Genomic DNA, 13,311 nt, shown 5'->3' on the forward strand with positions numbered 1-13,311 from the left:
ATAAACGGTCATGTTGAAGCCAGTTTTAGGGATATCGGCAATGACAGATTATAACATGATGATTTCTTCGCCCCCCCCCCCTCTTTTATCGCTCAAAAGTCACTGTTACTCTCTTTGGATAGCTTTTGGGCAACACGTATGACGGTGCGAGGAGAGACATTAGCTAGCTTTGCAGTGTCATGAATACTGAGCTTATTGACGACTCTTAATTGATAAATCTTCTTGTGGAGTTCAAGGTTCGGCTGTCTACCTCGATATTTCCCTTCCTCCTTCGCCTTTTTTATTCCCTCTGCTTGTCTGCGACGGCGGTCTTGATAATCTTTTCGAGCAATGGCCGCCAACATATCCATCATCATATTGTTGATGGCTTTGAGCATTGAACTTGTGAATTCATCGGTCACCTGAGTGGAGAGGGCGATATGACTGGTCGGTAGATCTAGGCTGATCACTTTCAATTCTTTCTTGTTCAGCATTTCTTTCAATGTGAACCAACTTTTTTCATCTAAGCGTGAAAGTCGATCTATTTGCTCAATGATGATTGCATCACCAATTGCCGTATCATCAAGTAATCGCAAAAGTTCAGGTCTTTGCAAAGATGCACCTGATTCATTTTCAATATACCAACCCGCAACACGGTGACCTTTTTGCTGTACAAACTCTTGCAAGGTATTCTGTGCACGTTTTGCATTCTGATCACTTGTTGATGCTCTAAGGTATCCAAAGATGTACATAACTTCCCCTATGTGACATATAGATTATGATCTTAATGTATATGTCATTTAGGTTATGACATTATAGTATTTGGTGTCAAATCTAGCTTATGGTGTTTGGGTATACTTAAGTGGCATACGAAAAGTTTTAACATTTAACTTGACAACTGTTGTTATATACACTGTTCAATTATAGGTGCATGGGTAAAATTACAGTGGTATGTTTTAGGTGTACTTAAAGTAAACCAATTTGTCTACTTTAAGTAATTCGCAACTTGCAAATTCATTTAATTTACATAAAATGTGATTATGCGTAAATTTATTTAATGGGGAAGTTTTGGGGTTGTGAATTATGGAATTTAGACAAAAAAACACTTCATCGGTGGCCAACACTGCTGCTATGAAATATCTCACTCAAAACGTCAGTGATCCTCAAGCAGCAAAAGATGCATTCAATGTCGTTTTAGAGCGCCTTGGGAATTGTGTGGATTCTTATCCTTACTGGCATCCTATCCTTTCTATACCAGCACCATTCGCTCTTGATGGCCGGTGTTTAAACTCCCTTTATCGTGGAATTGACCATACGAGATACTTTGTTCGAGGGTTTGTAACCTGCCCCTATGAGGAAGATGAGGTAAATCAAATTATCGAGTATGCGAATGGATTACCTGGGCTGAAGGCTTATAAATTAGATTCCCCTCTGTACTCCGATCATTCTCATCCAGTAGTTGTAGAAGCCATTGACATTGAGTTGGAAGGGGATGGAACGATTAGAGGTAAAGACGCTATAAGGTGGTTTCTGGAAGAGCAGACCAAGCTTGCTAAGTATGCTGAAGTCGCAGAGACATGGTGGAATATGAGAACAGAGATATTAGGGAAGCCTCATGGATCTCGATCTTCTGTTTTCGTCAGTCCGCATACTGGCGGAAACATGAAAAAAATACTAGAGGCACTGAATCAAAGTGGAGTCTACGGTCCTATAAAAGAAAGCTCTTTAGAAATGATTTCGGCCAAGAAGCGCGAGAAAATATCTAACACCTTAATAAGTACAGCCATCAAAAACTATCAACCTAAGGATCAAGCTGAGGTCTCTGAATTCAGCTTTGAATTACGAGGAGAGCAGTGTAAGGCGCGGGTGAGGGATACATGGCAAGATGGTGAAGAGCTCTCAGTAAGAGTTCAAATCGGTGAGATTAATGATTGTTCTCTTCTTGTCCAAGGCTACTTTTATCCTCAAAAAAACATTATTCAATCATTAGAGCCGACAGGAAAGCGAATGATTGCAGAGAAATTTGTATGATCAAAGCGGTATTATCGTGGTGTATGCCTTTTGGGGACTAAGGGGGGGAAATGATAAAACGGCATTCATCGGTGCGGCAGCGCAATATGCTTACAGTGAAGCGCTCAATCAAGACGAAGATGCTTTTAACTTCCAGATTGCTGGCGGTGTGAAATATTTCATTCACCCTCAAGTTGTTCTCTCTGCTGAGGTTAACTACAACATGGCGACGGAAGATATCTATGGTGACGGCTCGGCGCAGGATGATAAAACTCAGATTTTGTTTGGAACGCGTTTTTACTTCTAACCAACCCATGGATTTTCCAATCGAAAGCCTCTTGTGATGAAGAGGCTATTGGCTCAGAGGGTCGTCTCTTACGCAGAGAAGAGTTAGAAAAGTAAGTGACGAATACTTAAGGTAAATAACCAAGCCTTAATGTATTCATATATAATGCTGGACTAGATGAGTAGTAATGCATGAATTCATTTGCAGGCATGATGTTATCATGACTGAGCTTTTACTCTACTCTGATTTAACTCTACTTGTTCAATATATATTCGCGTCCAGTGTTTAAACTGAACGGTGTTTTCATGATCAAAAAGTTGCTTGAGCTGATTAGTCGATATGCAAGTGAGGAAGGGTTTACTGTCTACGGAACCCGTCTAACAAGTAAGCAATGCTACTATGATTTGACGATATCACAGCGACATATCACCGTTTACTTAAATGGCCAAACAAAGCCTTTCTATCGGATTGAATCTGTTAAAGATGGGGTCAACTTTTGTTTGATCATGTCTTCTGTAGAGCAAACGCGTAAGGTTTGTATGCAGTCTCTGTAGTTGAGTCGCTGTTAATTATTCATTTTATGCCAGCTCCATTCTCTGATTGCTACAGATTGGCAGAAATCGTCCTACCTCTTACTACGAATAAAGAGCGTGTGGTTATCGAAAGTTAACGCCCATCAACTTGAGTACGGCAATAATGATGACTGCAATGACAAACACTTCAAGCATAGCTCTTCCTGTGGTATTTGTACGTTGACGCCAACGCTAGTTTCTCAAGGATTTGTTGTAAGCAAAGAGCAGGAGCAAGGCCCCAAGCATTGCTGTAATACTGCTTATGTTGATGCCGTCAGTACCGCTAAGTCTGATAAAAATCCGCCCACAAATGCACCTGCCACAGCTAAGAGGATTGTTGCTATACAGCCTCCGCATAAGCATAAGCCATTTGGCTAAGGCGCTCGCGATTAAACCGAGAATAATCCAAGATAAAATACCTATTGTTTCATTTCCTTATCAGCCTATTATGATTTTAATCATAGTGCATGATTCAGAATGGTGTATTCATTGTTTTGGTATTGATGACAAATCTTGATTGCAGTGAGTCTGTCAATTCTCATTTTTTGTTATACGATCAGGAATGCATCACTTAACTGCTCAGGGTTTGCACCTGTTCAATCTACCTGATTGATTTTTACATCAATTCAATTTGACCACTGCGCCATATTACTGAAAGGGGAGCTGCGTCAACGTATCATTCAGTTAGAGTCTAGAGCAACGAAACGCTGTGTACTGAACTGGCGAAGTCTGAGTTGAAAATCGAAAGTAACCAGGACTACGTGAACGAAGTCAAAGCCAAGCAGTAGGAGCTTGAAGAACACTGCTCGACATTACAATTTGAGAACTAATCATTCTCTCAACAAGTCACCAAGCTTTCGACTCGGTTGGAAGGGTCAACGTCGGTGGTTAGTACGCTAGAAAAGCTTGAGGCTTTGTTGTCTTTACTCTAAACGGGAGTTTCCAGAGCCAATGCGCGAAGCGGTACACTGCGCATAAAACATGGTCACACCTATGAGCTGGCATCGTTTATCACTGGCGCCTCTAGACGCAACATTTATTACAGCGTGAAAAAACTGCAAGTCGCCCATGACACGGTGATGAGGGCCTACATCAAACAGGACGGAGAAAAGCGATGAGGTATCAATCCTTATTTGACGATATTTAATATGGACCAGAAGCACTTCGACTTCAGTTTGCTCGGTTCGTTTTTTGACTGAGCTTGAAGTCAGCAGTTACTTAAGCAGGCCTACTTCTTTGTAGTATTTCTCTGCTCCAGGGTGAAGAGGAATCGAAAGGCCCGCTTTTACCATATCTTCTTTCTTTAAGCTTGCAAATGCAGGGTGTAGACGTTTGAACATGTCGAAGTTTTCGAATACCGCTTTTGCAACGTTGTAAGCCACATCATTTGAAACATCAGAAGTTGTTACCATGGTTGCTGCAACGCCAAAGCTGTCTACGTTCTGGCCTGTACCACGGTACATACCAGCAGGTACTGTGCTGGATGTGTAGTAAGAGTGGCCGATTACAATCTCATTGACCTCTGGTCCTGCTGCAGAAACGAGTTTGGCATCACAAGACGTTGTTACTGCTTTGATTAAGCCGTTCGGGTGACCAACCATGTAGATGAACGCGTCGATCTTGTTGTCACATAGGGCTTGTGAGCGCTCAGAGTCTTTTAGCTCAGATGCGAGCTTGAAGCTGTCGTTCGTCCAGCCCATCGCATTCATCACTACCCCCATTGTCGCACGGTCACCAGAGCCTGGGTTACCGACGTTGACACGTTTCCCTTTAAGGTCTTGAAGGCTCTCGATGCCAGAGTCTGCACGTGCGATGATGTTAAAAGGTTCGGTATGAAGAGAGAACATGGTACGCAGTTTTTTGTATGGACCTTGCTTGGCAAATTTGCTCGTGCCGTTATAGCCATGGTACTGTCAATCTGATTGCACGATACCAAAATCTAGCTCGCCTGCACGGATAGTGTTTACGTTGTAAATTGAACCTTCAGTTGACTCTATTGAACAGCGAATGTTGTGATCTCTACGCCCTTTATTCACCAGTTTACAAATAGCCCCGCCAGCAGGGTAATAAACACCGGTAACAGAGCCCGTACCGATAGTAATAAACTCTTGAGAGTTGACAGTACCAGCGCTCATCACGGCAGTGGCGATAACGCCTGCCTTAAGAAGTGTGTTAAGTGCCATGAATTTATCTTCCTTATCTTCATTATTATTCCGAAAGTAACCAAAAATAACTTTTGGAGTTTCCTATTGTTAATAAATATAGCGAACAAGTTCCCACTCTGCGCTGATAGAGAAGAAGAACTCGAAAACAATGATTTTTAGAATCACAGTGACGCTCATCCAGTCTCTTGCTACGATGGTTGGGTCTCGTGCTTTCGTAAGACAAGGTGGCTCTGCTTGTCTCATTTTCATGCAGCGATAAGGACAGAAGGGCAGTGCCACCAATTTCGAAGAGAAAGTGTGAAATAAAACACACACATGCACTCATGTGCTTATATTCACGCTCAGATAACGTTACTCTGTGTCTACAGGCTGAAACTGTACTAAGTCAATCACTACGTGACTTAAATGACACATTGACGATCTTCGAGCTGCCGCTTGCGGCGGCTCTTTTTTTGGGGATTGATTTAATGGTTAACATTGAAAAAGTAAATGCCATGCTTTTAAAGTCAGGGTATGCGTCGGTAACGCCATGTGAGTGGTTGTTTATCGAGACCATGAATCAGGCGGACCTCAGCTTAGCCTTTATCGTTCAATGGGTTGTTAGTAAGCGTGATGAGGCTACTGACCATCACGCTGATTTATCTTGGTGCGACAAAGGTTGATTCAGTTGATGGCTAAGCTCGGTGAAAAACGTTTCACGCTTACGTTCAATAAGCTGCTCAATATAAGCTTCTTTTGCTTTTTGACCTGCTCGTGATGCTTCTTGCATGGCGAACTCTACTTCTTCGGGAGTCAAGCGGTATACCTTATCATTGAGGTATTTCAGCGCTTCTCTTTTAATCAATCCTTGTTTGCCTAAAAGTTTTATCACCAGCGAATCGATAGGGTGCAGACGTCGCATTCTTAGCTCCATTAAGTGAGATGGAAAGTCTCATTTTTCAATAAAATAAGTATGAGATATGTTTTTTAATTGCGCTAGCGTAAAAGATATAAAGGCGACGTTTTTAGGGGGGGAAAGAAAGCGTACTCTTTAAAGCTCACAGACTGTATATCTCGTTTTGACAGCCACTGGAAGTGTTCGATATTCGCAATGACAGTAAATGTGCATATGACAAGAGAGAGGGCTTTTTGAGGAAGCGCTCAAGAGCATCAATATCTTCAGCAAAAAATAGGGCTGCGCAATATTCCAAATCATCTGGTGTCCATGGAAAATTGTGTTGATCTCAATATTACTTGGCGTTCTCGCTTTAGTCGCTGCCATCGCCAAATAACCCTCCACTTTTTTGGAGAAATGTAGTGAATATATATGTCTATGACGATGAAGGCGTGCCGGCCATTTCTCGCGTCAGTGAATTTGCCAGCGTACAAGAAGCGGCACTGAACGTGATCGATTAAGTGGTGATGTGGACCGACGAAGACGACTCAGAGCTGTACTCACTTTCTCAATGTCACAAGTACCTGAATGAACTGGCTCAGCTTAAATTGGAGGCGAAAGCGCAGGTCATAAACGTTCTGCAGCTAGATTGGTTTGAAAGTGGGTTGGTTTTACGTTTTTTATCAAATAGTGACTTTCATGATATGCCAGTGAATCAGGCACTATTTCTTTATGTTTCTCGGTCAACCACCTATGTTCTAATGAGCCGTAGGCAAAAGAACTGAGAACACAATGAAAAAAGACATTACAGCAGGCTCTTTGAGTTAACAGGCTGATGCATTATTGGTGGCAGTAAGAAGTGCCCCAAGGCACACACTGATATTATGGCGTAAGAATGTAGTATGGATGAACCAGCAAATCAACATAATAAATCATGTACTCACCCGAACGTCGTTAACACGTCAAGAAAAAACAAAACTGGAAAAAACGTTATTCGAAATTCGTCTCATCGTTCGTGATTGCCGACGTCATCAGTGGAACACCGCTTTGGTTTACCTCACCGCCGCCACGTTGTTGTTGACCTTCCTTATCTGACACGGAAAATCGTCCAAAAGGCAAGCAGATGACAAAATGGGGGGCTATGGTTTAAGAGATGAACCAAAAACACAAAGAGGATCAGGATGAACACTTTTCGTTTACTTTTACTGAGCATGGTCTTAATGGGCTGCCAAGATGAGAAACCACAAGAGGATTCTGTTGATGAAGTGTCCTTAGAAATAGAAGTCGATTCGACATTACAAGAAGCGCCGTTTGTGGCGGCAATTGACGAGGCCGAACTGGTTTCAAGCGAGCCAGAACCTAGCCCTGTGGCTTGGAATGGAACATTCACCGGGACATTGCCTTGTGCCGATTGCCCCGGGATTGATATAACGTTGGTCTTAAGTGACGACAATACTTACATACTAGAGCAATATTATCAGGAAAAAGGGGAAGCGCCGATCCGGACAAAAGGCATGTTGTCGTGGAATGACGCTGGCGATATCGTCACATTGGCCGATGAACTCGCCCCAAATCAGTATTTATTTAGTAGCATGATGCTAATAAAGCTCGACATGAACGGAGAGAAGATTACCAGTGATTTAGCTGAGTTTTATCAATTGCGTAAGAAAGAGTAATCCTCGCTTGTTATCGACCTTAGTATCAAGTTTGAAGTGCGACACTTTTTACAGATGCGCATGAATATACTCCTGAGGTGTAAAGAACCCAAGTCTTTTCCTTGGGTGCGAGTTTAGCTTTCCAGCTATTTGGTTACAGAGCCTCTGTGTCACATGTGACATAGAGGCTTTTTTAGGTAAGTACTGTCTATTCCTGAGCATGGCTCTCCTAAAGCGGTTGTGATAGCTAAATCATTGAAAAGGTTTCCATCGATTTACGCAACAAATCCCTCAAATCATTAAAAATAATTTCATCATTAAATTAAGGCGACATTGAGACTGTCAATTTTATTTATTAAATATTTTTACACAATGGCGGAAGTATAATTCAATTTAAACCCAAGTTAATTGTTAAGATAAAAATATAAGCATTATAAATATCAAGTATATATGTGGATGTTAATGTCAATAGGAGTGTCAACCATTATTATATGAACGACCATGATGTTAGGTTGATTGTCATAATCAAGTCATTAATACTCAAGTTTCAGCATTAGTAACAAGGAGTATAATAACATGAAAAAACTAATTGCAATATCACTAGCTTTTTTAACAACATCTTCAATTGCAGCTGATTTCCCTAGTGGAGCTGAGTTTTATAAAAATAAAAATTATGAAGGTTACTCACACTTCTATGATGAAAGCGGTAGCGTTTATAGCTTGCCTAAAGAGTTGAATGATTACTTTCATTCTGTGAAAGTAGGCCAGCTATCCAAAGTGTTTGCTTGGAAGCACTATTCTGAGTCCCAACCTGGCGATAAGCATCAGGAATGGACAGAAGATAACCCTGATATTAGTAGCCTTGGAGGCTTGTCCAAGTTTAAGGTCACTCCTAAAGAAGTCGAAGGAGTTTTAATTCGCTTAGTTGATGGTATTGAGACGGGTAAAAAATACTGTATGAGTTCTAAAGTATACGGTGAAGGTGAGGGGGCAGACGTATACTCATGTACGAATAATGAAAGCTATCAACTTGTGGGGACCCTAAATCCAACTAATGGAGAAGAAAGTATTGTTGCAAGTATTGCGACTCGAAATATGGAAAACTCAGATCCTAACTTTGGTCAATATATCAATAATGGTTCAGTTTACTTTAAGGTTGAAGATGGTGGAGATATTGAAGTTTCACATGAAAATGGTGAGTTTGATAATTTTCCAGAGAACTTGAATGTTATTGAAGTTAGAGAGAATACTTTTGATGTGATTCTTATATCTGAAGTGCCTGATTTTGACTAAATAAATATATAAATGGGAGGTGATGCTCCTCCCATTTTGACTGGTTTGATTTTAAGATAGTGTGAATGATTTGATAATACAAGGCACAGGTTTGGGGTGCATTGTTGATAACTAATAAAATAAAAATCAGTAAGTGAACACTAATTGATGGATAGAGATGATACCGTACGAGGAGGAAATTGCGTTTTTCAGAACGGTTCATAAATAACCGTACATAAAAAGATTTTTCTTGATCTTTGACTAGTTTTACCTGTACAAATTCAGACCTGATCTGACAGTTACTCACTTTCCGACTCGGTGCCTGTCAGATTATATCTGGGCTAGATTCTTTTCAGCCCAGATTGATTTCTCATCCTCTAATGTCTCTATTGGCGTTCGGCCGCAGCACATTTTTCCTTGATGAGTACGATGATTGTTGTAGTAGTCCATCCATTCGTCCAGATCTTTCTGTAACTCTTGCATTGAACCATAAAGTTTCTTTCTGAATGTCACTTGGTAGAACTCATTTAATATGGTCTTGTGGAAGCGTTCGCAGATACCATTTGTCTGTGGCGACATCGCTTTAGTTTTCGTGTGGTCGATATCATTGATGGCAAGATAGAGTTGGTAATCGAGCTGTTCAACACGGCCACAGTATTAAGTACCACGGTCAGTCAGGATTCACAGCATTGGCATCTCATGAGCCTCGAAGAACGGTAGAACCTTGTCATTCAACATGTCCGCTGTGGTGATTGGCGTTTTTGTCGTATAAAGCTTAGCGAATGCGATTTTGCTGTAGGTATCAATGAACGTCTGCTGATAGATGCGTCCAACACCTTTAAGGTTACCAACATAAAACGTGCCTTGAGAGCCTGGGTGCGCGGTTTCTATCTCGCCACAAGCCTCGTCATCATATTTCTTGCGCTCAAGGGCTGCAACTTGCTCGTCCGTTAGAATGATACCGTTTTCAGCGACCTGTCTTTCTAAGGCAATAAGGCGTTTTCTGAGGCTTTCTAAGTCATTACGAAGCCAGATTGAACGAACGCCACTAGGAGAGATAAACACACCAAGTTTACGCAGTTCATTGCTTGTTCTGACTTGATCATGGGCAGGGAAGTCTATGGCGTACTTGAGAACTGCTTGTTCAGTTTCACTATCGACACAATTCTTCAGATTTGGTGTTCTACGGCTTTGATTAATCAGAGCATCGATACCACCAGTTTCAACTAACTCTTGATAACGATAGAAAGTGTCTCTTGATACCCCCATGACTTTGCAGACTTTTGATACATTGCCGAGTTCTTCTGCAAGATTGAGTAGGCCAGCTTTGTGTTTGATTATTGGGTTGCTAGTATGAAGCATGAGAGTTACCTCTTATCAAAGTGGGTAACTCTCTTCTTTTCAAATTGAAGTGTCAGATCTAACAAATGAAGTGAGCTTAGCAGAGGTTTATTGGAATGAATCAAAGCAAGAACCTCCAATGTGAACTGTTCTTAATCTTTAACTGGGTGCACGAGTATGTGTGCTTGTTTTATTTCTGCATTCCACTCTTTTATTTCGGACACAAATAAGCCGTGAGCATTGATTACGTCGACAATCTCAGGCCCTCGTTCTGATTGAATTAACATTGATAGAGGGGTGACCTGTTTATGTTCCTGATCAAAACCATGTTCGATTTGTTCTTCAAGCATATAAAGAATACCGGGCTCAGCTTCGTTTCCTTCTTCGTATAGCTTTGATTCGATCCCTTCTGCATCATAAAGGTGAACTAAGAGGTTATAGAGCTTTTCAGCTCCTACGAGCTTGGTACGGTTCGCTTGAGAGTTCAGTTTATGTAATCGTATTTCTAAGTTTCCTCCTCTCTTTCTCGCTATATTTAGCATCAGTTTAATGTCTTTTTTGATGTTCGATAAGGACTTATCAGCAAGCTTTGGTTTGAGGTATTTGATAAGTATTTCATTGCGTAATGGAGTTGGGACAAAGCGTTGTGACGTTGACACCTTGCACAGCAAATGAAGTAGAGCGTGAGTAATGACGTTATGTAGGTTGTGGTAGTAATCAAAATCTTTCTTTATCTGCATTGTGAAATTTGTATATGTGACTAACTGCCTTTATATGGGGGCTTTCGGTGTTTTTTCAATCATTGTTTTGTGCATCTGATGTTATACTCGTCGAGCCTACGCCAAATAAATGCGAGAGTACGACATGGAAGTTAAGTCTGATAGCCATTCACCAATCGAAATTGCGCTAAATTCTACAGCTTTGAAAATAGTCATCATTGGGAAGACAATAATTTCTTTAACTCTTGTTATCGCTGCAATTTTGGCTATTTATTTTGGCGGACACTTACTTTTGTCGGTAGCTTCTACATCTAATGAAATGTTAGTTGAATTTGGTCAATTCAAAATTACTTCTTCTGGCCTAGGAGTATCTATCATGGCATCAAGCCTATTCTTTGCCTTTTGCGCATACCTTTGTCGGCCTAAGCTAGTCGTAGCTCCGGTGACCAAAAAAAAATACTCTAGAGTGATTCGTAACGCATGGCATTTTTACTATGCGTTGATTTTAGTGTTTAAGGTGGTATGCGGAGGTCGTTTCGATAGAAAAGCTCTTGGTTGAGTCTCAAGTTCTATTGAACCCTTATGCTATCGAATCGGATGCAACCTATAAGCTTGAACACTATCTATTGAACAATGAGCAAAAAGTAAGCTGCTTACTTGATAGAAACATTGTTTCTTATCTTATTGATTTAGTTAAAGGCATTGAGTTAGAACTAGGTTTTGAACGTAGTCGTTGTCATCGTATAACCGCTGGATTACAAGCTTTTTTTATTACGGCAGATATTACGTCTGAACCGGGGCTTTCATATCACGAATATATTGAAAACTCTTCAATAGAGCAGGCAGACAAGGAACTAAGCCTTTTCCGTTCAGCAGACAACTTAGATAGAAATATTTACTTAGATATTGCGCTGAGTCGTACCCATTCTGTCCCTTTTGAGTCAGTGACATCCTTTAGTTCTGGGGAGCTATTGGGGTTGGAACCAGAGCAACGTTTGAGAGCTTTTGAATTCAGTATTGTTGTCATCAAAAAGGGACTAAGCATTCGCTCTAGGTGTGATAATGACTATGAAACAATTGCTTGAATGGATGTTTGAAGATTATGTTGTATGTACACCCGCACTTTATTTTATGGCCATTTACTTTAGCGGTCAGCGAGTTCCTAAAATGCTGAAATCATCTTCTATAAGAAGCGTCAGAAATGCGGCTTGGGATTTAGCTTTGCTACAACACTGGATGTCTTTATTTAGTAAAGACCAAGAGCAAGTATGGCTATTGGCAAGTATGGACAAAGCCATAATAAAAACAGCAAATCTTATGCTTATGAGGTCCAGTGAAAGTAATGATGACTATCTAAAGCGCCTTGAGCAGACATTCTCTTCTATGTGGGGGAAGAAGTTTGGATATGGGCGTGGGTTATTTCAAAGGTTGTGTTTTTGGCTAGATAACGTAGATAGTCATCAAAGAAAGGCCAACAACCCTAAAAATAGGACTTCAGAGTATATGTTAGCGATCAGAGCTTCGGTACATGAAGAGTATGTAAGTTCTCAAGTTGTTTAATGTTGATGAGTTAAGGAGGAGGTACAGGTGGATTCTAAAGATTTGGAAGAGCTGAGGAGAGTAAAAGGAATCTTTTCGACGGCTTTAGATGTCGACAAGTACATCTCTGAGGGGATTATCAGCCGATATAGGAACACTAAGACCAAATTCGTTCTCCATTGCTCTAAAGAAGAACTACCAGAAGCGATTTCAAGAAGAGTCAATAAGCTGGAGTTTATACCGAACAAAGATGGTTCCAGTACCTTAATTCTTGGATTGAATTTGAAAGTCAGTAAGTGCTGATTTTTATCACCGTGCAATGTTCGATTATTCTTCAATCGCTAAGGTTTTTCACTGTTTCCCAGTCTACAAATATGCGTCCCTTATAGCGAAGTGCAGGGGATGCTAAAGAATACTAGCTCATTACATTTGGTGCATCGATGTGGCAATTGGTTATGAGTTGAGCGTTCTCCGTCTGGATCGTATCGATAGAAACCTTGACCACATTTACAGGGATATTCTACTCGCTCTACGTTGTTTACCTCATGGTAGTGGCGGTTTTCTGAAGCCTTGCTCATCACTTTTTCATTTCCCGTTTTCTTTATTTTGTATTCTTACAGACAAAGTCTATTTACACAAAACATTGGGCGTTTTCGCTGGGCGGCACACCGCTGTGCTCAGTTCATTCCGTCACTGCGCTCCTCCCACGATAACTAGCCTCAAAACGAAATCGGTCTTTGCACCAGGTTCGTTCCTCACTTGGTGCCATCCCTCTTTCTGTTCGGCTTAGTTCCTGTGAACAATCACCCAGCGCAAAAGCATTCCTATGGCAGTGCCATAGTCACAAAGCAATTTCGATTATGTTTGCTAAGTGGCTGGTAAATCGCGTCCTCCCTTCT

The 13,311-nt window shown here is 41.0% G+C and carries 14 protein-coding genes and 4 pseudogenes; 10 read left to right on the plus strand and 8 right to left on the minus strand.

Annotated features, from left to right (window positions below; all coding sequences use genetic code 11):
• Window positions 1-92: 92 nt before the first annotated feature.
• Window positions 93-731, minus strand: a complete 639-nt coding sequence (locus VJL_RS05075; RefSeq protein ID WP_038876171.1) for a recombinase family protein — start codon at window positions 729-731, stop codon at window positions 93-95.
• Window positions 732-1,062: 331 nt separating this feature from the next.
• Here VJL_RS05075 and VJL_RS05080 point away from each other — a divergent pair, with 331 nt between their 5' ends.
• The 3 genes from VJL_RS05080 to VJL_RS05090 all read left to right on the plus strand — a co-directional run bounded on the left by VJL_RS05080 (window position 1,063) and on the right by VJL_RS05090 (window position 2,829).
• On the plus strand, window positions 1,063-2,010 hold the full coding sequence (locus VJL_RS05080; protein WP_038876172.1) for a hypothetical protein: 948 nt from the start codon (window positions 1,063-1,065) through the stop codon (window positions 2,008-2,010).
• Complete coding sequence (locus VJL_RS05085) at window positions 1,991-2,296, plus strand: hypothetical protein (RefSeq protein ID WP_152436620.1); 306 nt, start codon at window positions 1,991-1,993, stop codon at window positions 2,294-2,296. The genes VJL_RS05080 and VJL_RS05085 overlap by 20 nt, the downstream gene beginning before the upstream one ends.
• A 284-nt stretch (window positions 2,297-2,580) precedes the next feature.
• Complete coding sequence (locus tag VJL_RS05090) at window positions 2,581-2,829, plus strand: hypothetical protein (RefSeq protein WP_038876174.1); 249 nt, start codon at window positions 2,581-2,583, stop codon at window positions 2,827-2,829.
• 210 nt (window positions 2,830-3,039) lie between these two features.
• Here VJL_RS05090 and VJL_RS29950 read toward each other — a convergent pair.
• From VJL_RS29950 to VJL_RS29495, 3 genes and pseudogenes are all read right to left on the minus strand, one after another.
• Window positions 3,040-3,270, minus strand: a pseudogene (locus tag VJL_RS29950) (GlsB/YeaQ/YmgE family stress response membrane protein).
• Window positions 3,271-4,061: 791 nt separating this feature from the next.
• A pseudogene (locus VJL_RS05095) lies at window positions 4,062-5,030 on the minus strand (TAXI family TRAP transporter solute-binding subunit).
• Window positions 5,031-5,099: 69 nt separating this feature from the next.
• Entirely contained in the window at window positions 5,100-5,255 is a 156-nt protein-coding gene (locus tag VJL_RS29495; protein ID WP_155398587.1) for a hypothetical protein, read from the minus strand.
• 224 nt (window positions 5,256-5,479) lie between these two features.
• Between VJL_RS29495 and VJL_RS28860 the strand changes: the two genes are divergently transcribed.
• On the plus strand, window positions 5,480-5,674 hold the full coding sequence (locus VJL_RS28860; RefSeq protein WP_138058905.1) for a hypothetical protein: 195 nt from the start codon (window positions 5,480-5,482) through the stop codon (window positions 5,672-5,674).
• On the opposite strand, the gene VJL_RS05105 is transcribed toward VJL_RS28860, so the two are convergent.
• Window positions 5,641-5,913, minus strand: coding sequence for a hypothetical protein (locus VJL_RS05105; RefSeq protein ID WP_050568819.1), 273 nt, complete (start codon window positions 5,911-5,913; stop codon window positions 5,641-5,643). The genes VJL_RS28860 and VJL_RS05105 overlap by 34 nt on opposite strands.
• A 1,154-nt stretch (window positions 5,914-7,067) precedes the next feature.
• Here VJL_RS05105 and VJL_RS05115 point away from each other — a divergent pair.
• Window positions 7,068-7,562, plus strand: a complete 495-nt coding sequence (locus VJL_RS05115) for a copper resistance protein NlpE (RefSeq protein WP_038876180.1) — start codon at window positions 7,068-7,070, stop codon at window positions 7,560-7,562.
• A 48-nt stretch (window positions 7,563-7,610) separates the two neighbouring features.
• Here VJL_RS05115 and VJL_RS28865 read toward each other — a convergent pair.
• Window positions 7,611-7,751 (minus strand): annotated as a pseudogene (locus VJL_RS28865) (IS30 family transposase); the annotation flags it as partial.
• Window positions 7,752-8,117: 366 nt separating this feature from the next.
• Here VJL_RS28865 and VJL_RS05120 point away from each other — a divergent pair.
• Window positions 8,118-8,834, plus strand: a complete 717-nt coding sequence (locus VJL_RS05120; RefSeq protein ID WP_050568820.1) for a beta/gamma crystallin domain-containing protein — start codon at window positions 8,118-8,120, stop codon at window positions 8,832-8,834.
• A gap of 309 nt (window positions 8,835-9,143) precedes the next feature.
• On the opposite strand, the pseudogene VJL_RS05125 reads toward VJL_RS05120, so the two are convergent.
• Together VJL_RS05125 and VJL_RS05130 are read right to left on the minus strand one after the other, a co-directional pair.
• Window positions 9,144-10,175: pseudogene (locus VJL_RS05125) on the minus strand (IS481 family transposase).
• Between the two features lie 131 nt (window positions 10,176-10,306).
• Window positions 10,307-10,894: a DUF2913 family protein gene (locus VJL_RS05130; RefSeq protein ID WP_038876182.1), complete on the minus strand. Its 588-nt coding sequence runs from the start codon at window positions 10,892-10,894 to the stop codon at window positions 10,307-10,309.
• A gap of 124 nt (window positions 10,895-11,018) precedes the next feature.
• Here VJL_RS05130 and VJL_RS30305 point away from each other — a divergent pair, with 124 nt between their 5' ends.
• Genes VJL_RS30305 through VJL_RS05150 form a run of 4 tightly spaced genes read left to right on the plus strand, consistent with a single transcriptional unit; the run spans window position 11,019 to window position 12,715 of the window.
• Window positions 11,019-11,432 (plus strand): hypothetical protein, encoded by a 414-nt coding sequence (locus VJL_RS30305; protein ID WP_038876184.1) that lies wholly within the window; start codon window positions 11,019-11,021, stop codon window positions 11,430-11,432.
• Complete coding sequence (locus tag VJL_RS05140) at window positions 11,425-11,958, plus strand: hypothetical protein (RefSeq protein ID WP_038876186.1); 534 nt, start codon at window positions 11,425-11,427, stop codon at window positions 11,956-11,958. Before VJL_RS30305 ends, VJL_RS05140 begins: the two co-directional genes overlap by 8 nt.
• Window positions 11,936-12,433, plus strand: coding sequence for a hypothetical protein (locus tag VJL_RS05145; RefSeq protein ID WP_038876188.1), 498 nt, complete (start codon window positions 11,936-11,938; stop codon window positions 12,431-12,433). Before VJL_RS05140 ends, VJL_RS05145 begins: the two co-directional genes overlap by 23 nt.
• A 27-nt stretch (window positions 12,434-12,460) precedes the next feature.
• The gene (locus tag VJL_RS05150) at window positions 12,461-12,715 is read left to right on the plus strand and encodes a hypothetical protein (protein ID WP_038876190.1); all 255 of its coding nucleotides are present in this window, start codon (window positions 12,461-12,463) and stop codon (window positions 12,713-12,715) included.
• Window positions 12,716-13,311 lie beyond the last annotated feature (596 nt).

The organism is Vibrio jasicida CAIM 1864 = LMG 25398 (genome assembly GCF_000400365.1).
In the GTDB taxonomy this organism is placed as follows: domain Bacteria; phylum Pseudomonadota; class Gammaproteobacteria; order Enterobacterales; family Vibrionaceae; genus Vibrio; species Vibrio jasicida.